Origin of the sequence: Flavobacterium sp. RNTU_13 (genome assembly GCF_046614455.1) — a bacterium.
Lineage (GTDB): Bacteria > Bacteroidota > Bacteroidia > Flavobacteriales > Flavobacteriaceae > Flavobacterium.
This window is the reverse complement of the sequence record NZ_JBKJHB010000006.1, coordinates 219,682-243,845: the sequence shown is the minus strand read 5'-3', so window position 1 is coordinate 243,845 and position 24,164 is coordinate 219,682. Positions and strand designations below refer to the sequence as shown.

The window sequence follows — 24,164 nt, the reverse complement described above, 5'->3', positions numbered from 1 at the left end:
TTGTGCTGCATATCTGTACCCCAAATTTTTATTCAGCAATAACTTTTATAAACATTACAAAAAAGATGAAATTCCGTTCTATACTATTTTCGGCACTGGCTGTGTCAGCACTTTCTATGACCTCATGCGATAAAGACGATACTGTAACCGACGTTAGCGGCACCGGTTCGCTGGGTGTGGAGTTTGACAACGCCTTTGGCGATAACGACCTTATACTGGGTGTAGCCAATGCTGCCAACTCTCAGAACGAGGCACTTAAAGTGAGCACCGTTAAATACATTATAAGTAACATAGTACTTACCAAGGCAGATGGTACCACCTTTACCTATCCTAAAAGCCAAAGCTATTTTATTGTAAACGAAGCAGATACTAATACCCACGTGCTGGAACTTAGTAACGTGCCTGCGGGTGATTACACAAAAATAAAATTTGGCGTAGGCGTAGATAAAGCCCAGTTTGACCTTGGTGCCCAGGGCCAGGGCGATTTCCTTGCCCTGGCACAGAGCGAAGCTATGCTATGGAGCTGGAGCGCGGGTTATAAGTTTGTAGCGTTTGAAGGTACTTTTACATCGCCTACCGTTACTACAGATACTTCGTACATGGTACATACAGGCCAAACCGGTACGGATTATAACTATACCGAGGTTACCCTTAACCTGCCTACAAGCGCTAAAGTGCGCAAAACCATAGCACCAGACATCCACATTATTACAGACGTAGCCAAGTTTGTAGACGGTACTAACAAAATTAACCTTACCGCTGCTAACAGCATGGGTATGGGAGCCATGATTATGGGGGGCAGCCAGTTACCGCTTATTACGGCTAACGTAAAAGAGTCGTTTAGGGTAGACCATGTGCATAACGACTAATACCCACCCGGTATGAAGTTATTATATACCATAGCTGCATTACTGCCCCTGCTGGTAAGCTGCGGGGGCAGCACTGACAGCGACTACGAAAACCTGGAACTGGTGGTTAAAAAGCCATCTAACTTCCCTGCCATGACCTATGATTTTACCAATAACCCGGTAACACAAAAGGGCTTTGAACTGGGCAGGAAACTGTTTTACGACGGAAGGCTGAGTTCAGACGGGCTGGTAAGCTGCGCATTTTGCCACATACAGGAAAATGCTTTTACCCACCACGGGCACACCGTAAGCCACGGCGTAGACAACCGTGTGGGTACACGTAATGCCCCTGCGGTACAAAACATGGCGTTTTTAAGTTCCTATATGTGGGATGGTGTTACTACGCACCTTGACCTTCAGCCGCTTATTCCGCTGACCAGCGATGTGGAAATGCACGGCGACCTTAATGCTATCCTTGCCATGATGAAAGCCGATGCCCAGTACCAAAGGCTCTTTGCACAGGCATATCCGCAATCAGGGGTGAGCGTAGAAAACATGCTTAAATCCCTGTCGCAGTTTATGATAATGATGGTTTCAGACGATTCCAGGTTTGATAAATACCGCCGCGGCGAAGCCGGGGGCACCCTTACAGCCGAGGAGTTGCAGGGCTACGCGTTGTTTAACCAAAAGTGCGCCACCTGCCACGCCACAGATTTACAAACCGATGGATCGTTCCGTAACAACGGGCTGCCGGTAAACCCACAGGTAAATGATGTGGGCCGGTACAAGATTACAGAGCTGGCAGCAGACTATTATAAGTTCAGGGTGCCCAGCTTAAGGAATGTGGCACTTACAGCACCCTACATGCACGATGGGCGTTTTGGCACATTACAATCGGTGTTAAATTATTACGCCACCGGTGTTTCAGACAGCCCTACGCTGGATCCGCTGTTGCGCCACGCCGATGGCACCCGGGGCATAGCCCTTACCGAAGATGAAAAAACGGCTATAATAGCGTTTCTGAACACGCTTACCGACGAAACGTTTATAACCGATAAATCCTTTAGCGAATTTCAATAATGAAAAACTATAATGTCCTTATATTACTGCTGTTCACACTGGTTTCGTACCGGGGCATGGCAGCGGGCACCCCACCACCTGATTTTAACAAGTATGTACACGCCTTTGATTACGACGACTGCGATGCCTGTGGCTGTTCGGCAAGCGGCGGAGGTATGGGCTTCAGCTCTATGATAGACAACAACTTTGTGGGGTTGCGCTACTTTTACCAAAGCTATACCAGCCGAGATGGTATTTTTAACAACTCGCCATGGGTAGACGAAAATTTTAATACCGTGCAGGTGTGGTCGCGTATTCCGCTGGGCAAGCGTTTTCAGTTATCGGCGCAGTTGCCGTACCATTTCTTTAACCGCAACCTTAGTAAGGGTACGCAAAACATGGATGGACTGGGCGATGTTACCGTAATGGGGCTTTACCGGCTTTTTGCCACTAAAAAAGACAGCGCCGCTTATACCCACACCCTGCATGTGGGCGGCGGGGTTAAGGCGCCTACAGGCAAGTATAACGCTAACAACAACGGCAGTGTAAATCCCAGTTTCCAGTTGGGTACCGGCAGTTGGGATTATTTGGCTGTAGCCGAATACGTTATCCGCCGCAAAGATATTGGTGTAAACGCCATGGCTACCTATATTTACAAAACCGAGAACCGTAAGTATTACCAGTTTGGCAACCAGTTTAACTATGCTGCCACGGCTTTTTACATGGCTAATGCCGGTAAGTATACCGTAGTGCCACAGGCAGGCGTGGCAGGCGAAGTGTATGCTACTAACAGGCAGTATGGCGAAGATGTGGCCAATACCAAGGGCGATATTATTTTTGCCAAAGCGGGGCTTGAAGCCGGAAGGAATAACTTTTCTATAGGCGTAAACGGCATGCTGCCCATATCTCAAAATCTTACAGGGGGTAAGGTAGAGGCGAATTACCGCTGGAGCATTAACCTTAACTACAGCTTGTAAAATATCGTACATACAAAGCAAGAAGGGCGTTTATACCAAACGCTCTTTTTTTGTTATATACCGTGCTGATTTCAATAAAAATGTACAGATTTTAAAGTTTATTTGTTTATTTCAGATTGTTTTTCCAAATTCGTTGTGCAATATTGTAAAATTTGCAACAAACAATAAACAACACTATGAAAATACGTTTAGCACTACTGTCCTTTGTAGCCGTTCCGGCACTGTTCCTTACCTCTTGCAATAATGATGATGCCCCGGCAAACACTACGCAGGATACTGCTGCGGTGTCAGTAGAATTTGCTCATAAATACGGTACTGATGCGCTTATTTTAGGGCAGGAATATACCACCAGCCTTAATGAGCATATTACCGTAGGTAGTATTAAATACATTGTAAGCAACATAAGCCTTACAAGGGCAGACGGTACGGTATACAACTACCCGAAAAGCAAAAGCTATTTTATTGTAAGCCACTCTAAGCGAGCGCCCCTGGGTTTTAGCCTTGCCGATATTCCGGTGGGTAATTATACTAAAATAAATTTTGGTATAGGGGTAGACCAGGCACAGTTTAACCTGGGGGCTGCCGGCCAGGGTGATTTTCTTGCCGCCGCCCAGGCCGAAGAAATGCTGTGGAGCTGGAGTGCAGGCTATAAGTTTATTGCCTATGACGGTACTTACTCGTCTGAAACCGTAGCCGATGCGCTGCCGTTTTCTATACATACCGGAAAAACGTCTACTGATGACAACTATGGCACGGTAACACTTACCCTGCCGCAAACGCTTCAGGTGCGCAAAGGGCAAACACCCGGTATACACCTAGCTACAGATGTTAGTAAAATTATAGACGGCGCTACCAAAATAAACCTTACCCAGATAGACGACCAGGGCACCGGAGCCACCATAATGGGAGGTACTATGGCGCCTGTAGTTACCCACAATATGGAAGGTGCTTTCAGCGTAAGCGAAGTACATAACAACTAAGGTAAGGTATCTATGAAATTACATTACTTTTTAGCACTGCTACCGCTCGCTTTTGCCAGTTGTAATAACGATAGCGAAAGTTATACCAATAAACCCCTTGCTGTGCGCCAGCCGGCTAACTTCCCGGCAATGACGTATGATTTTACAAATAATCCCGTTACCGAAAAGGGCTTTGAGCTGGGCAGGAAGCTGTTTTATGACGGCAAGCTAAGTTCAGACGGGTTGGTTAGCTGTGCTTTTTGCCATGAACAGGCAGGTGCTTTTACACACCACGGGCACACGGTAAGCCACGGCGTAGATAACCGCGAGGGTACACGTAATGCTCCTGCGGTGCAAAACATGGCGTTCCTGAGTTCGTACATGTGGGATGGCGTTACTACGCACCTCGACCTACAGCCGCTTATTCCGCTGACCAGCGAAATAGAAATGCATGGCGACCTAAATGCCATACTTGCCATGATGAAGGGCGATGCAGGGTACAAAAAAATGTTTGCCGATGCATTCCCGGAAACGGGCATTACCACAGAAAATATGCTGAAAGCAATGTCTCAGTTTATGGTAATGATGATTTCAGACCAATCGAAGTTTGATAAGTACCGCAGGGGAGAGGCCGGCGGTACACTTACCGCAACCGAAGCACAGGGCTTCGCTTTATTCAATCAAAAGTGTGCTTCGTGCCACGCTACAGACCTGCAAACCGATGGTTCGTTCCGTAATAACGGCTTACCCATAAACCCACAAATAAACGATGTGGGTCGTTACAAGGTTACGCAAAACGCTGCCGATTACTATAAGTTCAGGGTGCCAAGCCTTAGGAACATTGCCCTTACAGGGCCGTATATGCACGATGGGCGTTTTGGTACATTAGAGTCTGTGCTTAATTTTTACACCAATGGGGTTTACGATAGCCCCACACTGGATCCGCTACTGCGCCATACCGATGGTACCCGGGGCATACCGCTTACAGCAGATGAAAAAACAGCTATAATAACGTTTTTAAACACCCTTACCGATACTGAGTTTACCACTAACCCCAGCTTTAGCGAACAATGATATATAAAAAAAGCCAACCGTAAGGTTGGCTTTTTCGCTTCTGTTTTTTAGGGGCACAATACGGGAGTTAACTTAAGATATGAGTTCGTTATTGCTCCAGTATTCTATCAGTTTTGTAGTGCTTTGCATATACTCGTCATGCCTTAGCGGTTTTACCACATATCCGGCAATGCCTATGTTGTAGCACTCTTTAATATCTGAGTAGTTTGTAGATGTGGTAAGTATAATGGTAGGTATGCACCTGCGCGATTCATCTTTCTTTATAGCTCTTAAAAACTCTATGCCGTTTAGTTTTGGCATATTAAGGTCCAGTACTATAATGTCTGGATTTACTTCCCTGTCTTTAAGGATATTTAAAGCATCCTCACCATTATGAGCTTCCATTATCTTGTGCCGACCTTCCATGTTTTTAACTACGCGGTTAAACTTCATAACCTCAATCGCGTCGTCTTCAACTAATAAAATGTTTAAAGGTCTGGACATTGTACTTATTTTAGTGGTACAAAGATACAACCTCTTTTTGTCTGAAAATGCTTATGATAGGCGGGCGGCTGCCCAGTGTCGTTGAATGGTAGGTTACTGCCGTTGAATTGCTTTTTGAGTATTTATTTATTTTTTAATTAACACGTTAAGTTTAATTACAACATATTTAAGCGCTTCATAAGCTCTGGCCTGTTAGCACGGCTTACCGGTATTACGTCTTTACCTATAAGTACACTGTTGTCTTCTATATCTATAATTTTTTTAGTGTTTATAATATAGGTGCGGTGCACTTTAAGGAAAAGGTGTTGTGGCAGCTTTTCTTCAATTTTTTTAAGCGTACTGTGTACTATGTAGTTTTTGGCCTCGGTTTTTATGTGTATATAGTCGCCTTTTGCCTCTACCACATTTACTGATTGTATGTCTATTTTAATAAGCCTGCGGTCTATGTTTACGTAGAACTCTGTAGGCGTATCTGCCGGGATGTTTGTTGTAGTTGTGCTTGTTGAAGTGGCAGGGATTACAGGCTCTGCAACGGGCGTAGTGGTGCCTACCGGGGTAACAGCCGGTGCGGCAGTAGATGCCTTTAGGGCCTTAGCCTTACGCACAGCACGCTGAAAACGCTCCTCATTTATGGGCTTTACCATGTAGTCTACAATGCAGTCGTACTCAAATGCTTCGGTAGCAAAGTTTTTGTCTGATGTAACCAGTACTATGGCAGGCGGATTTTTTATGGTTTGTATAAAATCAAAACCGGTAAAATCAGGCATGTGTATATCCAGGAAAATAAGATCTGTGCTTTCTTCGCTGGTGTTTAGGTGTTTCATTGCCTGCATGGCATTGCTGTATTGTCCTGTAACGGTAAGTTCAGGGTCTCTGGCTATCATGCCTTCCAGTATGTTTCGGGAAAGCGTTTCGTCGTCTACAATAATGCAATTCATAGTTAGGATACGTGCTATAAGCCTGCGGCAAAATTTTTCATAGATGTAATAATCTGTTCAAAATCTGTAGCAAGCCCGGTTTGATTGTTTTTGAGCTCTTCTTCAAAATCAGCGGCAAGATAATAACTTTTTTCTAAACCTAAAATGCTTATCTTATGCTTCAGTTTATGTACGTGGCCGGCGGCTGCGGCATAGTTTGCGCTGTTAAAACTTTCCTGATAGGCAGCGATTTCCTGCGGCAGTTCTTCTTTTATCGTGGCTATAAGTTTTGCTTTAAAAGCCTGGTCGTCTCCGGCCAGTTCATTTATATAGTCCAGGTTAGGCTGTTCCATTTTTTAGGTAAGGTAAAGTAAAATGTGGTTCCTTCGTGTTCTGTACTCTCGGGCCAAATTCGGCCGTTGTAGCGGTTGATTATTTTTTTTACGATAGAAAGACCAATGCCCGATGACTGGCTGTTGTTATCAAGCTTCGTAAATATATTGAAAATTTTTTCAAAATACGCTTTGGCAATCCCTTTTCCGTTATCCTTCACAAAAAACAGATATTCGTCTGGCTTATCGGTAAAACCTATCTCTATAATGCCCTGGGGCTTGTCGTTATACTTAATAGCGTTTTCTATAAGATTTTGAAAAAGCTGCCTGAAACGGTAATAATTACCCTCTATTTTAGGAAGGTTTTCGGGTACGGTTATGGTTATGTGCTTAGGTGGTGATACCACAAGGACTACCTCTTTAAGGAGTTCATTAAAATCAACAGGGCGGCTTTCGCTTTCGTGGCGGTCTATGCTGGAGTAGTCTAAAATACCTTTAATGAGCAGTTCCATTTTTTCGGTATTGTACTCTATAAGGTTCAGCGATTTCAGGCTCTCTTCGTCCAGTTTATTTTTGTTGTCTTCTATAACCCAGGCTATGAGCGTGTTTATGGTACGCAGAGGTGCCTTAAGGTCATGGCTTACCATGTGGGCGTAGTCATTAAGTTCCTGGTTCTGGTCGGCCAGGTTTTTCAGCAGGTCTTCCCGTTGTTTATTTGCCTTAACAATTTCCTCGGTTTGGCGGCGCATATATTCGGCGGGGTTAAAATGTTCCTCCTCCGGGTTATGCGCATGTGCGGCAAGTTTCATGGAAAACAATACCGAATTTAGGTCGGCATTAAGGTCTTTAAGGGTTTGTGCCTCATCGCGCAGCTTTTCATTTGCCTCATACAGTTCTTCAGAGCTAAGTGTCATAGAACGTTGCAGCAGGTTTATCTGGTCTTCATAATGCGTATAAGAGTCGTCTACCGCCTTTAAAAACTGCTCCATGGCGGCAGTATCCGCATTGGGCAGGTATTTTTTCAGCTGGCGTTTTAGCAGCGAGTTCATATCATTCGCTAATTAAAGTTAGGGTAAGGGTTTGGTTGTGTACTTCGCAAATATGGTTGCCGGCAAATGGCGCTATTTCGGCATACGAATAAAAACCTGTAAACGCCGCTTTTTCTCCTATGATTTCCCGTATCATTTCAATTTCTTCATCTATGCGCATTCCCATAATAGCCTTACGCCCCATGCAGCTAACAATGATTGCCGCTTCGGCTGGGTTTTTACGATTTTCAGTAGCCTGGCGTGCTGCCTCTGTAGCACCCGATGCTATACCGTGCATAGACGCCATAAGCAGCTGTACGTTACTACCTTCCGGGCAGTCGCCTGCCAGTACTATAGAGCCGTCTGTAGTATCTATACGCAGTACGGTACGTACCAGTCCCAGGGTTTTTCCGGGAGCGGTAATTTGAAGCGGGAAGCCTAATAACGATTCCATTTTTTGCTCTACCCTGTCACCCAGATAGGTGCGATAAAGGTCTAGTGCAGGTTTGCCATCCAACTCGTACAACACGTTGTTCTCTGCACGGGTAACTTTACGTACGGGACCCAGCGGCTGAAAACCGCCGAAGCTGGCGTACGTAATTTCCGGGTTGCCGCCATAAATGCCTATAAGCACACCGGTACCCTCTTGCGGAGGCGTATTGTAGCCGGTAAGGGTTCTTTCAAACCTGCCATCGTCTCCACTAAGGCCACCCGTAACGGGTATGTTACCCAATGCCGTTTCGGCTATACCGGCAGCCAGCGCGCTGCCGTTTATGTAGTGCCCCGATGCAAATACCATAAGGTGCTTAAGGTCTTCTTCGGGCAGCTTTGCCGACAGCGCCTTAGCCATGGCAAAGGTGTCGTTGTTATGCTGCTCCAGTTTCTCGGTTACTACAGTAAAGGTACTTTTTTCAAACTCCAGCGCGGTAACCGTAACCGAATCATCATACACGTTATCGCCCAGGATTTCGCCTGCTGTAGATATGTACACAATATCATTATATGGAAACTGCTGGTGTATTTGTGCCAAAACATTGTTGTCTTCCAGCAAAAGCCTGTTGGCAAATACCAGTACCAGCGGATTGTTAAGAGGTTGGTTTTCTGATGTGTAGTTCCAGCCGCCTTGCGGGGTATACAGAGCCTGTACAGTTTTCATACGCTACTTTTCGGTTTTAGGGAATCGCGCAAAAAATGTAGTGCCTTCGCCCGGGGTGCTTTCTATCCATATTTTTCCTTTGTAGTGGTCTACTACTTTTTTAACTATAGATAGCCCAAGGCCTGTAGAGCGTTCGTTTTTTACGAGCGACTGAAATATTTTAAATACTTTTTCGTGGTTTTCGGGTGCTATGCCGGGGCCGTTATCTTTTACGTAAAACGTATAATCAACAGGGGTTTCGTTGTAGCCAATGTTAACCCTGCCTTCCGGCTTATCTATGTACGTAACAGCGTTGCCTATAAGGTTTTGGAACAGCTGCTGCATACGGAATCTGTCGGCAAGTACCGTAGGCAGTTTAGTATCTACCGTAATGGTGGTGTGCGCTGGTATGTCTATAATGTGGATAATGTTTGCCACAATTTCATCCAGGTCTATCCGCTCTTTATTAACATCGGTACGGTCTATGCGCGAGTAGGTAAGTACGCCCTGTATAAGGCTTTCCATTTTTTCGAGCTTGTTTTCTATCATCCCGAAATACATAGACGTTTGCTCGCTCATACTGCCCTCGTTATCTTCCTTAATCCAGGCGATAAGTGAGTTTATACTGCGTAGCGGCGACTTAAGGTCATGCGATACAATTTGCGCATAGTCTTCCAGTTCCCGGTTACTTTTGGCAAGGCTTTCCAGCAGTTCTTCTTTTTGTTGTTCAAATTTCTTACGCTGGGTTATGTCTTCGCCTATGGCAAAGTAGCCTTTTATATCGCCCCAGTCATCAAACAGTGCCTGCCCCTGTATGGTAGTCCAGTATTTTTCGCCACGTTTATTATAGTTCAGTATTTCGCAGCTAAAAGGTTTACCTTCTTTAATTTGTTTTGCCAGGTAGGCTTTGGTTTCGTTATCGGTATCCGGGCCTTGTAGTATAGGGCCGGGCTTATTGCCCTTTAGTTCATCAAGGCAATATCCGGTAAGTTTTTGGTAGCTTTCATTAGCCCACTCTATGGCACCGTTTTTATCGCATATTACTATGCTGTTTATGTTTTTTTCGGTAATTAACGACAGTAGTTTTACCTGTTCTTCCTGCTGCTTAATTTCGCTCATGTCTTCTACCATGGCAAAGTACTGCAGTATGTGGCCGTTGTCGTCGTATATGGGTTGGCCCTGTGTGCGGGTCCAGAAGAAGCTGCCGTCTTTACGCCCGTGGGTAATTTCTACGTCAAAAGGTTCGCCTTTATAAAAAAGGTCAATCATTTTGTTTAGCGCTTCGCGCTCTATGGCGGAGTTGTGGCCTACCTCTACCGGTGTACGGCCTATGATTTCTTCCCTGCTAAAACCGGTGTGCTTAAGGTAAGCATCGTTACACCAAAATATTTTAGCATCTGGGGTGGTAAAAATAATACCGTTTTGGTTGCTGCTGGCCACCATACTCAGGCGGTTTAGCTCTTCACGGTCTTTGCGGAGTTCTTCGCGCTGGTTGTTATTTATCTTTAGCAGGTTACGAAGCTCCAGGGTAGTTATTTCCTGGGTTTTTAGCAGCTGAAGCAAATCCAAGAGCGGATCGTAATTAGCAAAATCCAGTATGTTAAGGCTTCGCTTTTTAATCTCTTCCAGCGATACAAACCATGGCGACCCCACAAAGAGTATACGGTCATGCACTTTTTCAAACTGTCCGCGCAGTATAACCTCGCTGCCCTGGTTGCATTCCAGTATAACCAACTGGTTAAGGTTTTGCTGCAGGGTAGCAAAGGTAATGCTTTCTACAAAAGGGCGCTTAAACCGAAACGCATCGGCAAAGTTATACCCTACCGGAAGGCCGGGGTACAGCTTAGGTATGCTACGCCCGTATGATTTTATTTCGAGGTTTTCGTCTATCAATAAATAAAAAGGAAAAATCCTGTCGAAGTTTTCCTTTTCAAATGAAAAGATCCAGTTTTTCATGAGGTTGTGTTTACCAGCTTATTTTATAAACCATATGGCTTGCCGTTGTTTTTTCGGGCAGCGGGGTTACCTGTGCGTTACGGTCAAAATAATGACCAATACCGTTAAGGTAACCGTGCACATACGGCCAAAACTCTTTCCTCTTATAGAGGTATTCCATTACCATAGTGCGGTCTTGTGCTTCGGTAATACGAAACTCCGGCGCGGTAAGCTCAGGGTAAATCAGGCTTATACGGTTATGGAATGCTGGTAAATTTAGGAAATATTCTTGTATAGTATCACCCCTGGATAACATTACATCAGGATATTTTTGAGAGGTGGTACCTGCAATCTGGTACCCTGTGTTATACAGGGCGTCCTGGGTACTAATGCCTGTAACCTTTGCAATTGCTGACGCAAAGGCAGTAACGGTATCTTCGTTATACGGCTGTTCGGTAAGGTTAAAATTTAGATTGAGGCCGCTTTCGGCTACAATATTTTGCCAGGTTTCTGTGCCAAAGGCGGTTTCTGCGTAGTCTTTTATGGCTACATAAATAATTCCGTACATAGAGCCAATAGAAGTTATAGTAGGTGAGTAGTGTTTACTGCGAAGTAAGCTGGTTGGCGCTCCAGTATTCCAGTAGTTTTTGTATCCTGTCGGTATACTCTTCGTATTTAAGCGGCTTTATTATGTAGCCCGCTATTCCTATACGATAGCACTCCATAACATCGCGGTGGTTGTTACTGGTGCTTAGTATTATGGCAGGTATATACTTTAGTACCTCATCTGCCTTAAGAATGTTTAAGAACTCAATACCGTTAATCTTCGGCATATTAAGGTCAAGTAATATAATATCGGGTATAATGTTTTGTTCTTTAAGTATATGAAGTGCTTCTTCGCCATTACCGGCCTCTACCACTTTGTGGTTAAGCCCCAGCGATTTTACCACACGGTTAAACTTCATAACCTCTATGGTATCATCTTCAATAAGTAAAATGTTTAGTACCCCCGACATATTGTTGCTTTTTTCTTAAGGCTGGATTGATAACTCCAAAAATAACATTTGTTAGGCTAATTGCAGGTTTTGTTCGGTAGCAGGTGGCTTTTGTGTCGGCGAATGGTAGTTTTAGAGCGGTGAGCGGTTTCAGAATTTAAATCGTCTTAAATTTGTTAACATTTGTTTTACATTTTTTGTCGATGTTTTTTGCGTTTTGTCGATAGCTCACCTCATAAATATCGGGGGTAAGGTGTATAAACAACACAAATCAAGCAACTGTGTGTCAAAAATCGGGGGTGTTATGCCCTTTATAACAAGAATTAATTTAGATGTTAAATATCTGTAAACAGGAAGTTATTAAGGTGTTACCACTCGTCGACACATATTATGCGCTTCATCGTTAGGGAAAAACCTATAAACGAAAATTAGGGAAAACACCCATACGGCAAACTACCTTTGTATTGTAATTATGCCGGAAGCGAAATTTATCCCATCCTGCACAACACTATAGATTATTTTATAAAACAATATACGCTGTATAAAACAGTCCCCTTTGTTTTTACAGCACTTTACTAATGCTAAATTACGTTACAGTCCCCTAAAAACTGTTCTTAAACCTGCGGAGCCCCCATCGCAGGTTTTTTGTTTTTTGGTGGTTAGCTAAGTGTCGTTGTTAATCGTTTTTAAACTCCCATAACGGTTTTTTACCATTCGTCGACAAAGCGGCGCAGTTAAAGGGCTTTTGGTGGGCTGTTAGTCGAAAAACCCGTTAGCACCCTGTAATCCTGTAGTACATTTGCCATGTAAACAAACAGGAACGCCCCCAAAAAGTACCTGTGTTTTTAGAGCCCCTAAAAGAATATTGCTTTGGTAAAAAAGCCCCCTTTTACTAAAGTAACCACAAACACAAAGATATATACGTAGCCCCCCAAAAATGAGAAAATCCTGCGGTGCCCCCACTGCAGGATTTTCAATTTTAAAAAAATTAAGCGTACGTAGTGTAAAACGTTATTCTGTTTCTTTAGTAACAATTTGCAGGGTTTCGCGGCTGGTTTGTTTTACCAGCACCTCTTTGCCTGTGGTTACTGTGGCTTCGCTTTTATCGTTAAAGTGGCGTATGGTGTACAACGACACATTATCATTATAGGTTACCTTAAACTTCTTGCTCAGTACATTTTTAAGTTCGGCAAAGTTGCCAAATTTATCGTCTACGCAAACCGAGAAGCTAATGGCCGAGTTTTGTATAAGCGATACCTTCATGCGGTACTTGTGCAGCAGGGCAAATATTTCGCTGATGTTTTCTTCCATAATAAAAGAGAAGTCAAGCGATGAAAGCGATATAAGCAGCTGGTTCTTTTTTACTATAAAGCAGCTGGTTTGCGGCTCCAGGTCGGCACCCTTGCTTACGCTGGTACCCGGAAGCAGCGGATTTACAAACGACTTTACATACAGCGGAATTTCCTTGCGCTGTAGTGGCTGCAGTGTTTTAGGGTGTATAACGGTAGCACCGTAAAATGCCAGCTCTATGGCTTCGCGGTAGCTTATCTGGTTTAGCAGCATGGCGTTTTCAAAATAACGAGGGTCGGCATTAAGCACACCCGGCACGTCTTTCCAAATTGTAACACTTTCGGCACCCAGGCAGTAGGCAAAAATAGCAGCTGTATAGTCGCTACCCTCGCGGCCCAGTGTGGTGGTAAAGTTATTTTCGTCGCTGCCTAAAAAGCCCTGGGTTATGTTTAGCTTTTTCTTTTTTACAGCCTTGGTAATGGCCGCCTTGGTGGCATCCCAGTTTACTATGGCATCGCGGTAGGTGTTGTCGGTTTTTATAATTTCCCTTACGTCTACCCAGGTGTTAGTAAGGCCCACGTGGTTAAAGTAATGGCTTACAATGGTGGTAGAAATCACCTCGCCCAGGCTTACCACCTGGTCGTACACAAAGTTATAGTTAGGCGATTTATTGCCCTGCAAAAACGAATCAAGCCCTGCAAATATGGTGCCCACTGCGGTAAACACCGGGTGCTTGTCGTCTTCAAACAGTTCCAGCAAAATCTGGTTATGGTATTTTTTAATTTCCTGTATGCTTGCCTGCAATCCGGCAGATTTTTCAAAATAGTTTTTTATAACCAGCTCAAAGGCATTGGTGGTTTTTCCCATGGCGCTTATAACCAGCAGCACATCTTCATGGCCTACCTGCTGTAGCACACTGTATACGTTTTTTACGCCGTCGGCATCTTTTACAGATGCGCCTCCAAATTTAAATACTTTCATTTATGGGGTATATGTAGTGTTTAGTTTAGGTTCTTTTGCTGTTGCTGCAGGGTAAACTGCTGTAGTGCCTGCTCGTCCATTTGTGCTACGCGCCAGTCTGTAAACACGCGCGCGCCGCTTTTTTCGTAAAAGTTTATAGCCGGGGTATTCCAGTCTAATACAGCCCATTCTACCCGGCGTAGCCCCTGATCTTTTGCATACTGCATTACGGCGGCGTATAGCTTGCTGCCAGCACCTGTACCGCGATGTTCTTCTTTTACTATAAGGTCTTCCAGGTGAATGGTTTTACCCTTCCAGGTGCTGTAGCGGTAATAAAACAGCGCCATGCCTATAATGTTGCCGTTTAGTTCGGCTATAAAAGTTTCAAAAAGCGGCTGTGGGCCAAAACCATCGCGCTCCAGGTCTTGTACGGTAACCTCTACGGCGTGGGGTTCTTTTTCAAAAACCGCCAGTTCTGTAATCAGTTCCAGCACGGCGGGCATGTCTTGTTGTAATCCTCTCCTTATTATCATTGTTGTGCGTAAGACAGTTTGTTGCAAAAATACAAGAATAACAAACTGCTGAATAATAAATTGTTTTGGTATCACAAAAATTCGCATATTTGTGCCAACCCAAACTATAACGATTTCGCAATGGAAGAAAGAAACAAAACCCTTGGCGAATTTATCATTGAAAAGCAGGAAGATTTTAAGTACTCGTCCGGCGAACTTTCAAGGCTAATAAATTCTATTCGCCTGGCGGCAAAGGTGGTAAACTATAAAGTGAACCAGGCCGGGCTTGTAGACATTACCGGGGCAGCCGGTAACCAGAATGTGCAAGGCGAAGACCAGCAAAAGCTGGATGTTTTTGCCAATGAAGTGTTTATGCAAACGCTTATAAACCGCGAAATTGTATGCGGTATAGCCAGCGAGGAAAACGACGATTTTATTACCATTAAAGGTATGGACGACAGCCATAACAACAAGTATGTGCTGCTTATGGATCCGCTGGATGGTTCCAGCAATATAGATGTAAATGTGCCTGTGGGTACCATTTTTTCTATTTACCGAAGGGTAACGCCTCCGGGTACACCCGTAACGCTGGAAGACTTTTTACAACCCGGCGATGCACAGGTAGCTGCCGGATACGTAATATACGGTACCAGTACCATGCTTGTTTACACAACAGGGCGCGGTGTGCACGGCTTTACGCTAAACCCCGCCATAGGCACGTTTTACCTGAGCCACCCGGATATGAAGTTTCCTAAAAACGGAAATATTTACTCTATAAACGAGGGTAACTATGTGCATTTTCCGCAGGGGGTAAAAGATTATATAAAATACTGCCAAAAGGAGGAGGGCAACCGCCCGTATACCAGCCGCTACATAGGCAGCCTTGTGGCCGATATACACCGTAACATGATTAAGGGGGGCATATACATTTACCCTACCAGCAGCAAGGCGCCTTCAGGCAAGCTACGCCTGCTGTACGAGTGCAACCCTATAGCCTTTATTGTAGAACAGGCAGGGGGCAAGGCTACAGACGGCTACCAGCGCATTATGGAAATTAAGCCTACAGAGCTGCACCAGCGTGTGCCGTTTTTTTGCGGAAGCTACAATATGGTGGCAAAGGCAGAAGAATTTATGGCACAGTACGCAGAGCAATAAATATGCTATAACTCAAGTCCATTTATAGTTTCCTGATTTTTTAGTTAAAAGCCTGCGGGATTAGCCACCGCGGGCTTTTGTTTTTTTATTACAGTATGCCGCTTAGCTTTATGTGTTGCAGCAGCATTATGGTTTTGCCATCTTTTATTTCGCCGGTTGCTATCATGTTCATGGCATCTGTTATAGATAGTTCCAGTACCTCTATGTTTTCCTGTTCGTGTGCTAAGCCGCCGCCGCTGCTCATCTTCATTTCCTTAGCGTATTCGGCTATAAAAAAGTACAGTATTTCGGTTACAGACCCGGGCGACATATAGGCTTCAAATACCTTTTGTACTTCGGTAATTTTATAGCCGGTTTCTTCCTGGGTTTCCTTACGTATACAATCTTCCGGATTGTCTTTATCCAGCAGCCCGGCGCAGGCCTCTATCATCATACCTGTTTCGTTACCGTTTACATAGGTAGGTAGCCTAAACTGCCGCGTAAGAATTACCGTTTTTTTGGCGGTATTATATAATAGTATTACGGCGCCGTTACCCCGGTCATACGATTCTCTTGTCTGGATTTCGGTAGAGCCATCTTCCCGGGTAATTTCAAAGGTTACCTTTTTTAATATGTACCAGTTGTCTGATAGCAGTTCTGATTTGATGATCTTAACGGTATTTGCCATAAATTTCTTATAAACGTTTAAGTGTGTAAAAACGCAATTCGGTTTTTTTATTGTGTGAATAGAAGTACAATAAAAAACCCTCCGGTACGGGAGGGTCTTGGTGTTATTTGTTCATGTGCTGCATTTCGTATACAAAAGTTTCGCTGTCTACGCCCATAACCAGGAGCGACAGTGCCTTGTCTACAATATACTTTACGTTACCCGGTGTAAAGCCCAGTGCCAGCGAAAAACGTGTTAGTATCTCTTTTTGTTTTGGTCCCAGTATATGGTCTGCATATACCATACGGCTTAGGTCGTACAGCCTTTCCAGGCGTTGTACATAAAGGTGCGGAGGGTTTACAGGATACTTATACGGATTGGCCAGTATTTCTTTATACTCGTCTTCTGTAATTTCAAGTTTTTTGGCCAGCTTGTCTATAAAAGCCCTTTCTTCTGCACTTAGGTGGCCGTTTTCCATAGCAACCCTAACAATAGAGGCAAAGTGCCCCTGGTTGCGTTGTTTAAATCCTGTGTCGAATAAATCTGAGAATGACATAATCTTTGTGTTTATTTGTTTTTATCCTCCTGAAAATTTTTGCGTACCATAAATTTAGCAAACATTTTTTAATAGTTCTTACATAATGGTTCGTTAAAACGGCAAAATAATGTAAGTTTACATACTCCTAATCAAATTTTAAGAATACAGGCTGATGAGTGATTTTCAGTTATACTTCCTGTTAGGCTTTAAGCACGTGCTAAGCCTCGATGGGTTTGACCACCTTTTGTTCCTGGCCATGCTGGCCCTTCCTTACACGTTTAAAGACTGGAAACAGCTACTGCTGCTCAGTACGTTATTTACTATAGGCCATACCATGACACTGGTACTTTCGGTATACGGCATAGCTGATGTAAACCCGGGCCCGGTGGAGTTTTTAATACCCATAACCATTTTTGTTACTGCGTTATCTAATATCTTTTTTACCAAAAACCGTTCCAGTTCGGGCATGCTGAATTTTTCGGCTTTAACCACATTATTTTTTGGCCTTATACACGGGCTGGGTTTTTCGCATGGATTTAAAATGATTATTGCCGGACAAAAGCAGCGTGTGTTTGTAACCCTAATGGAATTTACCCTGGGTATAGAAACGGCACAACTTATAGCCGTTTTAGCCGTTGTTATACTATCCTTACTGGCTACAGATGTGCTAAAGGTAAGCCGCCGCGACTGGCAGCTGGGCTTATCGGCCTTTGTGGCAGGGATTTCGCTGCCTATAATTATAGGTAGCCGTTTTTGGTAATTTATACGTAATTTTAAAGTTCTTTACCGCAAGGGTAAAGCACCACATATGGAACACAGTAAACTTAGTAAATACGACAGGGCATACCTGCGCATAGCCCGAGAATGGGGGCAGCTTTCGTACTGCCAGCGAAAAAAGGTTGGCGCAATTATTGTAAAAGACAGAATGATAATTTCAGATGGGTACAACGGTACGCCGTCGGGCTTTGAAAACTGCTGCGAAGATAATGAGGGTACTACAAAATGGTACGTACTGCACGCCGAGGCAAATGCCATACTTAAGGTGGCGCGCTCTACACAAAGCTGCGAAGGCGCTACGCTGTACATAACCATGTCGCCCTGCAAAGACTGTAGCAAGCTTATTCACCAGGCAGGCATAAAGCGCGTGGTGTTTGAAGCGTTGTATAAAGACCGCTCCGGAGTTGATTTTTTAGAAAAGGCTGGTGTAGAAGTAGTACAGGTTGCAGAACCGGATATAATAAACCATGAAGATTAAAAAAATATACGTGCCCATAGCACTGGCCACCACACTGGCCATAGGTGTTTTGCTGGGCGGCATGCTTAACTACCCCGAACAAAAAGGCGGCGGGGGATTTATTACCGGCACTACCGGCGGTAAAGGCAAGCTTAATAAGCTGGTAGATTTTATAGAAAGCGAGTATGTAGACGATGTTAATACAGACAGTATTGTAGATATTACCGTAAACAGCATACTGGAAAAGCTGGATCCGCACAGCGTGTACATAGATAAAAAGGAAATGGAACAGGTAAGCCAAAGCATGAAGGGCGACTTTGTGGGCATTGGCGTAAACTTTTATATGTACAAAGACTCTGTTGCGGTAATAAAGCCACTGCCGGGAGGCCCCAGCGATAAGGCCGGCATAAAACCGGGCGACCGTATTTTATATGCCAATAATTATAAGCTATTCGGGCGTAAATTGCCAAACGACAGCCTGTACAGCCAGCTGAAAGGCGAGGAGGGTAGTAATGTGCAGCTTACCATATATCGTAAAAGCGACAGGCGTAAGTTTAAAGTAAATGTAACCCGTGATGTGGTGCCCATAAAAAGCGTAGATGCTGCCGTTATGGCAAATCCGCAAACGGGCTACATAAAAATAAACCGCTTTGCCGAAACCACGGCGGCTGAGTTTCGCACGGCATTGGCACAGCTAAAAAAACAGGGTGCCAAAGCGCTTATTATAGACCTGCGCGATAACGGTGGCGGATACATGGAGCAGGCGGTAGAAATAGCCGATGAGCTTTTGCCCGACGGACAGGTTATTGTAAAAACTAAAAACAAAAAAGGGCGTGTAGATACTACCCGCGCTACCGAAACGGGCAGCTTTGAAACCGGTAAATTGTACGTACTTATAAACGAAAACAGTGCTTCGGCAAGCGAAATCCTGGCGGGTGCCATACAAGATAACGACCGTGGTACCCTGGTGGGCAGGCGTTCGTTTGGTAAAGGTTTGGTTCAGCGCGAAATGCCGCTGGGCGATGGTAGTGCCGTACGCCTTACCATAGCGCGCTACTATACGCCGTCGGGGCGCAGCATTCAACGCAGTTATAAAGAGGGTGGCGAGGCGTATTTTAATGACTTGGAAAAGCGCTACGAAAGCGGTGAGCTATACGCTGCCGACAGTATTAAGATAGCCGATACGCTGAAGTTTAAAACGCTAAAAGGCCGCGTAGTTTATGGCGGCGGGGGCATTATACCCGATGCGTTTGTGCCGCTTGATGGCAAGCACGGTAACGAGGCCCTGGCCAGTGTTATGCAAAGCGGCGTGGTAAGCTACTTTGTGTTTGAACAGCTGGATAAAAACCGTAAGGAATTTGCAGCGCTTAACCAGCAGCAAATAGCGGATAAGGTAACCAAAGGCGACTTGTACTTTGCTGCGTTTAATGCCTACCTGGGCAGGAACGGCCTGGTGCTAAATTTAGACAAGCAAAAAGATATGGTAAAGCAATACCTGGCGGCTGAGTTTGTAAAACAGCTTATAGGAGAGCAGGCATACTACAGCATGATACTACAGCACGATAGCATGATAAAGGAAGTTTTAAAAAAATAGTTTTATCACTTATAATATCATAGAGTATTGAATTGCATTAAATAAACTCCGGCAGTTAAACGCGCCGGAGTTTTTTTTGGTAGAAACCGCACGGTTATAAATTCATTATAAAATTGTGTGCATCGTTGTAGTTTTAGAAAAAATGTTAAAAAAACGTATTGATTAAGTAATAACATTTTGATTAGTAGTGCATATTTATACTTTTGCACTACCAATGAAAGTCAATTATTCAAAAATCTTTTTTATCATCATGGCGGTGGTGCTGCTGGGTGATCTTGTTTTTTCCTATTTACAGTATAACTGCAGTGTTATTGATGGCGATGTGCCAAACATTGTTTTAGGGCAAAACGGTTATGACCAGGTATTACATGATCCTTTAGGGGCAGCAACATGGAAAGGTGAAACCTATGTAGGTACTAACCGCTACACGGCGCACAAGTTTATGTCAGTGTATTTTAAAACGCTGCCGTTTGTGTTCCAGAACTTTATGTCGCCTATAAATAGTGTGTATCTCAGTATTACATTGGCTAAGTTTGGCATACACCTATTATTGCTATGGGTTATGTCTTATTATGTAAGCGTTTGGTTTAAATGGGCAAAATGGAAAAGCTACGTTGTTGCCGGGGCTATAATGACCCCGTTTTTTATAGGCGGTAATATGTACGTAGAACATCTTGCAATCATAGATGCCTGTGTTACCTATGCCATGTTTTATCCGTTTCCTTTGGCAATATTGTTACTGTTTCTTATCCCTTTTTATAAGTACTATCTTAACGGTACCATTTCTTCATCGCCGTGGTTTATAGCCTCATGGTCATTTTTTGCCTTGGTTATGGTGTTTTTTGGGCCACTGCCTGCGGCATTGCTGCTTATTATAGTGCCTATGTGTGGGTTAGGCCTTTTATGGCGTTCTTACCAAAGGCAGCCAATGGGAGCAAGGGGGCTGTTACCAGTGCTAAAGGGATTAAACCGTACTATTGTAATTTTACTATGCATTACGCTTACATTTGCGCTCTACTCTTTTTACGTGGGCACAAAAAACAGCGAAAGTGTACAGCCTATGGAATTAAGCGAACGCTTCGGCTTTTTGTTTAAGGGCATTAAAGAAGTATTTTTTACTACAGAATCCGGAGTAGGGTATTTATTTGTTGCAACCGTTATAAGCGTGGCATTACTTACGTTTTTGTACCGCAAAGAACAAAAAACTTTTCTGTATCTGGTGGCAGGGCTTGCGGTGTTTTGCGTATTGTATGTTTTTCTGCTTCCTTTAGGCGGATATCGCAGTTACAGGCCTTTGCTGCTACGGCGCGATACCACGCTGCCGGTAAACATGGTGCTAATGTTTGTGTTTACAACTGCCTCCATGCTTTTGCTAAAAAGCTATAGCGGTAAAAACAAGGTTTATCCGCTACTGGTTATTGTTGTAGTTTGCTTACATTTTGAGGCAGCAGACATGCAAATGCCTACGGTATATTCAAGGCGGGATGAAAGGGAATTTATGGAAATTGTAGCGGCTTCTAAAGAAGATTGTGTACTGCTGGAACGCTGGACGCCAATAGCCAGCTGGTGGCAAAACCCTAATTGTGAAGAGAGCGAAGCGGTGGCAAACCTGTTGTATTTTTACCACATAACACCACGGAAGATATATGTTCATTACAAAGAGCATTATGAGCCCCGGAAAGAATAATTTATATAATAGACAAAAAAGCGGAATAACTACTTATTCCGCTTTTTTGTCTATTATATATCGTGGGCGTTGTTTTACCTCGGCGTAAATTTTGCCAATGTATTCGCCTATAATCCCAAAACAGAACAGCTGTATACCGCCCAAAAAGTACATGGGCAGCACCGTAGATACCCACCCCGGTACGGTATGCCCCGAGAATAATGACAATAAGGCATACGCACTCATGCCCAGGCATACAGCAAAAATAACAAACCCTATAACACTTACCAGTTTTAGCGGATAGTTACTAAACGATGTAATGCCGTTCCAGGCAAACGAAAGCATTTTTTTTAGCGGATATTTAGAGGTACCTGCAAAACGTTCCAGCCTGTCATAATACACCATTTCCCTACTGTAGCCTATAGAAGGGATAATGCCGCGCAAAAACAGGTTTACCTCTGCGTAGCCCGATAGTGCACTGATAACCCTTTTGCTGCACAGCCTGAAATCGGCGTGGTTGTGCACCAGGTTTACCTTCATTTTTTTGGCGAATTTGTAAAACATCAGTGCCGTATTTCGTTTAAAGGCGGTATCTGTAGTGCGTTCGCGACGCACGCCGTATACCACATCGGCACCGTGTACAAACTTTTCTATCATTTCCGGGATAACGTTAATGTCATCCTGTAGGTCAGCATCTATAGACACCAGCGCATCAGCTTCGCTGTTAAAGGTGAGCAGGCCTGCCAGCAGTGCATTTTGGTGGCCCACATTGCCCGCCAGCTTAAGCCCTTTTATAAGTGGGTATTGCTGTGCAAGGTTTTCGGTAATTTGCCAGGTAGCATCCCGGCTGCCATCGTCTACAAAAACCACAAAGCTTTTTTCAGAGATAATATTATCCTGTATAAGCACCGTTAGCAGGGCGTTTAGCTGTGCTGCTGTTTCGGGTAAAACCTCCTGCTCGTTGTAGCACGGAGACACTATGCCTATCACAGGCCTTATAATTATCTGGTTCATTAGTTTTGTTTGGCGACAATTGCTTTTAATGGTGCAATATAGTTTAAATTCTATCCATTTTAAAAACAGGATATAATAAAAACAGCAGCCTTTACGGGCTGCTGTATATGTTTTTGTGGCAAAGTAAGCCTTGCGTTAAAGCTTGTTACTTGCGTACGCTGTCATGCGATTGCGTAGGCTTGCCGCTGTTCCATAGTGTAAGGATGTCGGTTCCTACAGACGCGCCGCTACCTGCCGAAATAGCCAGTTGGCTGCGTTGCCCGGCAAGGGTTCCGGCTACGTACAGGCCTTCTGTTACCAGGTGGTCGTTGTTTCGCAGCTGAATACGGTTTTTTTCCGGAAGCGCTTTCTTGTGCGGTTCGGTATATGCCTCAAGACCCTCAATGGCGCTTGCCGGGGCAGATCCGGTGGCTACCACTACAATCTTAGCGGTGTAGGTGTTTTTGTTTGTGGTAACGGTATAGTTTCCGGCAGTACCGGTTATGTGCATTACCTTTTCGTTTGGCAATTGTGCTACCTCAGGGTATTGCTGTTGCAGGTGCTCCAGGCTGGTTTCCATAAGGGTTGCCCCCAGTGTGCCGGGCGCTATGCCGTAGGCGTTGTTGTACAGTCCGTCTTGCAGGGCGCTTGCTTTCTGGTGGGTAAGTATGGCTACTTGTTTGCCTTCGGCGTACGGCTTTTTAAGTGCCGACCCTATAATAAGGGCACAGGAAACCCCTGCAGGGCCTCCGCCTATAATAAGAACGTCTAACATTATTAGTTGCGTGTTTTTTCGTCTATGCGTTTAGCAGTGTTAAAAATAAGGAGTATAAAAAGGGCGCACAGCGAAAGCAGAGAGCATATAAGCGCTAAACCGCTATTACCTTCCATGGTGGCATTGTTATAGTCTACCTGGCTCAGGTTGAAAACGGTAAGCCCAAGAGTTAGGGCCATCAATACATAAATGAACACTTTCATGATAAAAGTCTGTTTGATATACTTTGGTGATTTACAGCGTAAAATTAGTTAATATTTAATTTACACAAACAGCTGTTTAACATTACCTGCAAATAATTTAACAGCAATAGCCAGTAATATTACCCCAAACACCTTTCGGATAACGCCTAAACCATTGTTGCCCAACGCTTTTTCTATCCTTGCGGAAGATTTTAGCACTACATATACTACCGCCACATTTATGGCTATGGCAATTATAATATTTATTTTGTCGTATTGCGAACGTAACGACAGCAACGTAGTCATGGTACCGGCACCGGCAATAAGCGGAAACGCTATGGGTACTATAGAGGCTGTGGTGGGGTTGTCTTCTTTATACAGGCGTATGCCTAAAATCATTTCGAGCGCCAGGAAAAACAACACAAACGAACCTGCTACGGCAAACGAATTGGCATCTATGCCTATAAGCTTAAGGATTTCTTCGCCCACAAATAAGAACGCTACCATAATAACCAGTGCTACTATCGATGCTTTTTCGCTTTGTATATGGCCCAGTTTACTGCGCAGGTCTACAATAATAGGAATACTTCCTACAATATCTATTACGGCAAACAGTACCATGCTTACGGTAAAAACGTCTTTCCAGTTAACAATCATAACGTTACGTGTGTTTTTTGGGGCGCAAAATTACCCTATTATATCACATGTGCCAATAGTTTTGTGATAAATTTTAACAAGAACGTTGTAGTTGGTAAAGTGGCTTAGCTTGTGAGTTGCTTAGCCGAAGCACGTGTTTGTGTAAATTGTGTTATACATGTTTACAACCTGCGGGTATTTATGTTTCTGAGGTGCGAAGTACCTTGCCGGTCCCATAGCT

At 44.1% G+C, this 24,164-nt stretch carries 26 protein-coding genes; 10 read left to right on the top strand and 16 right to left on the bottom strand.

Annotated features, from left to right (window positions below; all coding sequences use genetic code 11):
- Positions 1 to 65 precede the first annotated feature (65 nt).
- The 5 genes from ACLI08_RS14275 (at position 66) to ACLI08_RS14255 (ending at position 4,917) form a co-directional block, all read left to right on the top strand.
- Complete coding sequence (locus ACLI08_RS14275; protein ID WP_411429180.1) at positions 66 to 869, top strand: MbnP family protein; 804 nt, start codon at positions 66 to 68, stop codon at positions 867 to 869.
- Positions 870 to 881: 12 nt separating this feature from the next.
- Entirely contained in the window at positions 882 to 1,928 is a 1,047-nt protein-coding gene (locus ACLI08_RS14270) for a cytochrome-c peroxidase (RefSeq protein WP_411429179.1), read from the top strand.
- Entirely contained in the window at positions 1,928 to 2,884 is a 957-nt protein-coding gene (locus ACLI08_RS14265) for a transporter (protein WP_411429178.1), read from the top strand. The genes ACLI08_RS14270 and ACLI08_RS14265 overlap by 1 nt, the downstream gene beginning before the upstream one ends.
- A gap of 176 nt (positions 2,885 to 3,060) precedes the next feature.
- Complete coding sequence (locus tag ACLI08_RS14260) at positions 3,061 to 3,864, top strand: MbnP family protein (protein WP_411429177.1); 804 nt, start codon at positions 3,061 to 3,063, stop codon at positions 3,862 to 3,864.
- 12 nt (positions 3,865 to 3,876) lie between these two features.
- Entirely contained in the window at positions 3,877 to 4,917 is a 1,041-nt protein-coding gene (locus tag ACLI08_RS14255) for a cytochrome-c peroxidase (RefSeq protein WP_411429176.1), read from the top strand.
- A gap of 72 nt (positions 4,918 to 4,989) precedes the next feature.
- Here ACLI08_RS14255 and ACLI08_RS14250 read toward each other — a convergent pair whose 3' ends face one another.
- The 10 genes from ACLI08_RS14250 to ACLI08_RS14205 all read right to left on the bottom strand — a co-directional run bounded on the left by ACLI08_RS14250 (position 4,990) and on the right by ACLI08_RS14205 (position 14,525).
- Positions 4,990 to 5,400, bottom strand: coding sequence for a response regulator (locus ACLI08_RS14250; RefSeq protein ID WP_411429175.1), 411 nt, complete (start codon positions 5,398 to 5,400; stop codon positions 4,990 to 4,992).
- Positions 5,401 to 5,555: 155 nt separating this feature from the next.
- On the bottom strand, positions 5,556 to 6,338 hold the full coding sequence (locus ACLI08_RS14245; RefSeq protein ID WP_411429174.1) for a LytR/AlgR family response regulator transcription factor: 783 nt from the start codon (positions 6,336 to 6,338) through the stop codon (positions 5,556 to 5,558).
- A gap of 14 nt (positions 6,339 to 6,352) precedes the next feature.
- A complete protein-coding gene (locus ACLI08_RS14240; RefSeq protein WP_411429173.1) occupies positions 6,353 to 6,670 on the bottom strand; it encodes an Hpt domain-containing protein in 318 nt (105 codons plus the stop codon).
- Positions 6,643 to 7,698, bottom strand: coding sequence for a sensor histidine kinase (locus ACLI08_RS14235; RefSeq protein WP_411429172.1), 1,056 nt, complete (start codon positions 7,696 to 7,698; stop codon positions 6,643 to 6,645). Before ACLI08_RS14235 ends, ACLI08_RS14240 begins: the two co-directional genes overlap by 28 nt.
- Before the next feature lies 1 nt (position 7,699).
- Entirely contained in the window at positions 7,700 to 8,833 is a 1,134-nt protein-coding gene (locus tag ACLI08_RS14230) for an FIST signal transduction protein (RefSeq protein WP_411429171.1), read from the bottom strand.
- Positions 8,834 to 8,836: 3 nt separating this feature from the next.
- The gene (locus tag ACLI08_RS14225; RefSeq protein WP_411429170.1) at positions 8,837 to 10,768 is read right to left on the bottom strand and encodes a PAS domain S-box protein; all 1,932 of its coding nucleotides are present in this window, start codon (positions 10,766 to 10,768) and stop codon (positions 8,837 to 8,839) included.
- A 10-nt stretch (positions 10,769 to 10,778) separates the two neighbouring features.
- Positions 10,779 to 11,315: a heme NO-binding domain-containing protein gene (locus ACLI08_RS14220; protein WP_411429169.1), complete on the bottom strand. Its 537-nt coding sequence runs from the start codon at positions 11,313 to 11,315 to the stop codon at positions 10,779 to 10,781.
- Between the two features lie 34 nt (positions 11,316 to 11,349).
- Positions 11,350 to 11,763, bottom strand: a complete 414-nt coding sequence (locus tag ACLI08_RS14215; protein WP_411429168.1) for a response regulator — start codon at positions 11,761 to 11,763, stop codon at positions 11,350 to 11,352.
- A gap of 990 nt (positions 11,764 to 12,753) precedes the next feature.
- Positions 12,754 to 14,013, bottom strand: a complete 1,260-nt coding sequence (locus ACLI08_RS14210) for an aspartate kinase (RefSeq protein WP_411429167.1) — start codon at positions 14,011 to 14,013, stop codon at positions 12,754 to 12,756.
- A 20-nt stretch (positions 14,014 to 14,033) separates the two neighbouring features.
- On the bottom strand, positions 14,034 to 14,525 hold the full coding sequence (locus ACLI08_RS14205; RefSeq protein ID WP_411429166.1) for an N-acetyltransferase family protein: 492 nt from the start codon (positions 14,523 to 14,525) through the stop codon (positions 14,034 to 14,036).
- 120 nt (positions 14,526 to 14,645) lie between these two features.
- Between ACLI08_RS14205 and fbp the strand changes: the two genes are divergently transcribed.
- The gene (gene fbp / locus ACLI08_RS14200) at positions 14,646 to 15,659 is read left to right on the top strand and encodes a class 1 fructose-bisphosphatase (RefSeq protein WP_411429165.1); all 1,014 of its coding nucleotides are present in this window, start codon (positions 14,646 to 14,648) and stop codon (positions 15,657 to 15,659) included.
- Between the two features lie 88 nt (positions 15,660 to 15,747).
- Here the strand turns inward: fbp and nudK are convergent, their stop codons facing one another.
- Both nudK and ACLI08_RS14190 read right to left on the bottom strand, forming a co-directional pair.
- The gene (nudK, locus tag ACLI08_RS14195; RefSeq protein WP_411429164.1) at positions 15,748 to 16,326 is read right to left on the bottom strand and encodes a GDP-mannose pyrophosphatase NudK; all 579 of its coding nucleotides are present in this window, start codon (positions 16,324 to 16,326) and stop codon (positions 15,748 to 15,750) included.
- A 103-nt stretch (positions 16,327 to 16,429) separates the two neighbouring features.
- Positions 16,430 to 16,861, bottom strand: coding sequence for a TerB family tellurite resistance protein (locus tag ACLI08_RS14190; protein WP_411429163.1), 432 nt, complete (start codon positions 16,859 to 16,861; stop codon positions 16,430 to 16,432).
- A 154-nt stretch (positions 16,862 to 17,015) separates the two neighbouring features.
- Here ACLI08_RS14190 and ACLI08_RS14185 point away from each other — a divergent pair, with 154 nt between their 5' ends.
- The 4 genes from ACLI08_RS14185 to ACLI08_RS14170 all read left to right on the top strand — a co-directional run bounded on the left by ACLI08_RS14185 (position 17,016) and on the right by ACLI08_RS14170 (position 21,358).
- On the top strand, positions 17,016 to 17,603 hold the full coding sequence (locus ACLI08_RS14185) for a HupE/UreJ family protein (RefSeq protein WP_411429162.1): 588 nt from the start codon (positions 17,016 to 17,018) through the stop codon (positions 17,601 to 17,603).
- Positions 17,604 to 17,651: 48 nt separating this feature from the next.
- On the top strand, positions 17,652 to 18,098 hold the full coding sequence (locus ACLI08_RS14180) for a deoxycytidylate deaminase (RefSeq protein ID WP_411429161.1): 447 nt from the start codon (positions 17,652 to 17,654) through the stop codon (positions 18,096 to 18,098).
- Positions 18,088 to 19,671, top strand: coding sequence for a S41 family peptidase (locus ACLI08_RS14175; RefSeq protein ID WP_411429160.1), 1,584 nt, complete (start codon positions 18,088 to 18,090; stop codon positions 19,669 to 19,671). Before ACLI08_RS14180 ends, ACLI08_RS14175 begins: the two co-directional genes overlap by 11 nt.
- 214 nt (positions 19,672 to 19,885) lie before the next feature.
- Complete coding sequence (locus tag ACLI08_RS14170; protein WP_411429159.1) at positions 19,886 to 21,358, top strand: hypothetical protein; 1,473 nt, start codon at positions 19,886 to 19,888, stop codon at positions 21,356 to 21,358.
- A 33-nt stretch (positions 21,359 to 21,391) separates the two neighbouring features.
- On the opposite strand, the gene ACLI08_RS14165 is transcribed toward ACLI08_RS14170, so the two are convergent.
- From ACLI08_RS14165 to ACLI08_RS14150, 4 genes are all read right to left on the bottom strand, one after another.
- The gene (locus ACLI08_RS14165; protein WP_411429158.1) at positions 21,392 to 22,351 is read right to left on the bottom strand and encodes a glycosyltransferase family 2 protein; all 960 of its coding nucleotides are present in this window, start codon (positions 22,349 to 22,351) and stop codon (positions 21,392 to 21,394) included.
- A 145-nt stretch (positions 22,352 to 22,496) separates the two neighbouring features.
- A complete protein-coding gene (locus tag ACLI08_RS14160; RefSeq protein WP_411429157.1) occupies positions 22,497 to 23,105 on the bottom strand; it encodes an FAD-dependent oxidoreductase in 609 nt (202 codons plus the stop codon).
- Between the two features lie 2 nt (positions 23,106 to 23,107).
- Complete coding sequence (locus ACLI08_RS14155; protein ID WP_411429156.1) at positions 23,108 to 23,308, bottom strand: hypothetical protein; 201 nt, start codon at positions 23,306 to 23,308, stop codon at positions 23,108 to 23,110.
- 60 nt (positions 23,309 to 23,368) lie between these two features.
- A complete protein-coding gene (locus ACLI08_RS14150; RefSeq protein ID WP_411429155.1) occupies positions 23,369 to 23,944 on the bottom strand; it encodes a MarC family protein in 576 nt (191 codons plus the stop codon).
- Positions 23,945 to 24,164 lie beyond the last annotated feature (220 nt).

What these genes read in the sequence shown, in the direction of transcription:
- ACLI08_RS14275 (WP_411429180.1), top strand. Translation starts at nt 66, where the DNA reads ATGAAATTCCGTTCTATACTATTTTCGGCACTGGCTGTGTCAGCACTT.
- ACLI08_RS14270 (WP_411429179.1), top strand. Translation starts at nt 882, where the DNA reads ATGAAGTTATTATATACCATAGCTGCATTACTGCCCCTGCTGGTAAGC.
- ACLI08_RS14265 (WP_411429178.1), top strand. Translation starts at nt 1,928, where the DNA reads ATGAAAAACTATAATGTCCTTATATTACTGCTGTTCACACTGGTTTCG.
- ACLI08_RS14260 (WP_411429177.1), top strand. Translation starts at nt 3,061, where the DNA reads ATGAAAATACGTTTAGCACTACTGTCCTTTGTAGCCGTTCCGGCACTG.
- ACLI08_RS14255 (WP_411429176.1), top strand. Translation starts at nt 3,877, where the DNA reads ATGAAATTACATTACTTTTTAGCACTGCTACCGCTCGCTTTTGCCAGT.
- ACLI08_RS14250 (WP_411429175.1), bottom strand. Translation starts at nt 5,400, where the DNA reads ATGTCCAGACCTTTAAACATTTTATTAGTTGAAGACGACGCGATTGAG.
- ACLI08_RS14245 (WP_411429174.1), bottom strand. Translation starts at nt 6,338, where the DNA reads ATGAATTGCATTATTGTAGACGACGAAACGCTTTCCCGAAACATACTG.
- ACLI08_RS14240 (WP_411429173.1), bottom strand. Translation starts at nt 6,670, where the DNA reads ATGGAACAGCCTAACCTGGACTATATAAATGAACTGGCCGGAGACGAC.
- ACLI08_RS14235 (WP_411429172.1), bottom strand. Translation starts at nt 7,698, where the DNA reads ATGAACTCGCTGCTAAAACGCCAGCTGAAAAAATACCTGCCCAATGCG.
- ACLI08_RS14230 (WP_411429171.1), bottom strand. Translation starts at nt 8,833, where the DNA reads ATGAAAACTGTACAGGCTCTGTATACCCCGCAAGGCGGCTGGAACTAC.
- ACLI08_RS14225 (WP_411429170.1), bottom strand. Translation starts at nt 10,768, where the DNA reads ATGAAAAACTGGATCTTTTCATTTGAAAAGGAAAACTTCGACAGGATT.
- ACLI08_RS14220 (WP_411429169.1), bottom strand. Translation starts at nt 11,315, where the DNA reads ATGTACGGAATTATTTATGTAGCCATAAAAGACTACGCAGAAACCGCC.
- ACLI08_RS14215 (WP_411429168.1), bottom strand. Translation starts at nt 11,763, where the DNA reads ATGTCGGGGGTACTAAACATTTTACTTATTGAAGATGATACCATAGAG.
- ACLI08_RS14210 (WP_411429167.1), bottom strand. Translation starts at nt 14,013, where the DNA reads ATGAAAGTATTTAAATTTGGAGGCGCATCTGTAAAAGATGCCGACGGC.
- ACLI08_RS14205 (WP_411429166.1), bottom strand. Translation starts at nt 14,525, where the DNA reads ATGATAATAAGGAGAGGATTACAACAAGACATGCCCGCCGTGCTGGAA.
- fbp (WP_411429165.1), top strand. Translation starts at nt 14,646, where the DNA reads ATGGAAGAAAGAAACAAAACCCTTGGCGAATTTATCATTGAAAAGCAG.
- nudK (WP_411429164.1), bottom strand. Translation starts at nt 16,326, where the DNA reads ATGGCAAATACCGTTAAGATCATCAAATCAGAACTGCTATCAGACAAC.
- ACLI08_RS14190 (WP_411429163.1), bottom strand. Translation starts at nt 16,861, where the DNA reads ATGTCATTCTCAGATTTATTCGACACAGGATTTAAACAACGCAACCAG.
- ACLI08_RS14185 (WP_411429162.1), top strand. Translation starts at nt 17,016, where the DNA reads ATGAGTGATTTTCAGTTATACTTCCTGTTAGGCTTTAAGCACGTGCTA.
- ACLI08_RS14180 (WP_411429161.1), top strand. Translation starts at nt 17,652, where the DNA reads ATGGAACACAGTAAACTTAGTAAATACGACAGGGCATACCTGCGCATA.
- ACLI08_RS14175 (WP_411429160.1), top strand. Translation starts at nt 18,088, where the DNA reads ATGAAGATTAAAAAAATATACGTGCCCATAGCACTGGCCACCACACTG.
- ACLI08_RS14170 (WP_411429159.1), top strand. Translation starts at nt 19,886, where the DNA reads ATGAAAGTCAATTATTCAAAAATCTTTTTTATCATCATGGCGGTGGTG.
- ACLI08_RS14165 (WP_411429158.1), bottom strand. Translation starts at nt 22,351, where the DNA reads ATGAACCAGATAATTATAAGGCCTGTGATAGGCATAGTGTCTCCGTGC.
- ACLI08_RS14160 (WP_411429157.1), bottom strand. Translation starts at nt 23,105, where the DNA reads ATGTTAGACGTTCTTATTATAGGCGGAGGCCCTGCAGGGGTTTCCTGT.
- ACLI08_RS14155 (WP_411429156.1), bottom strand. Translation starts at nt 23,308, where the DNA reads ATGAAAGTGTTCATTTATGTATTGATGGCCCTAACTCTTGGGCTTACC.
- ACLI08_RS14150 (WP_411429155.1), bottom strand. Translation starts at nt 23,944, where the DNA reads ATGATTGTTAACTGGAAAGACGTTTTTACCGTAAGCATGGTACTGTTT.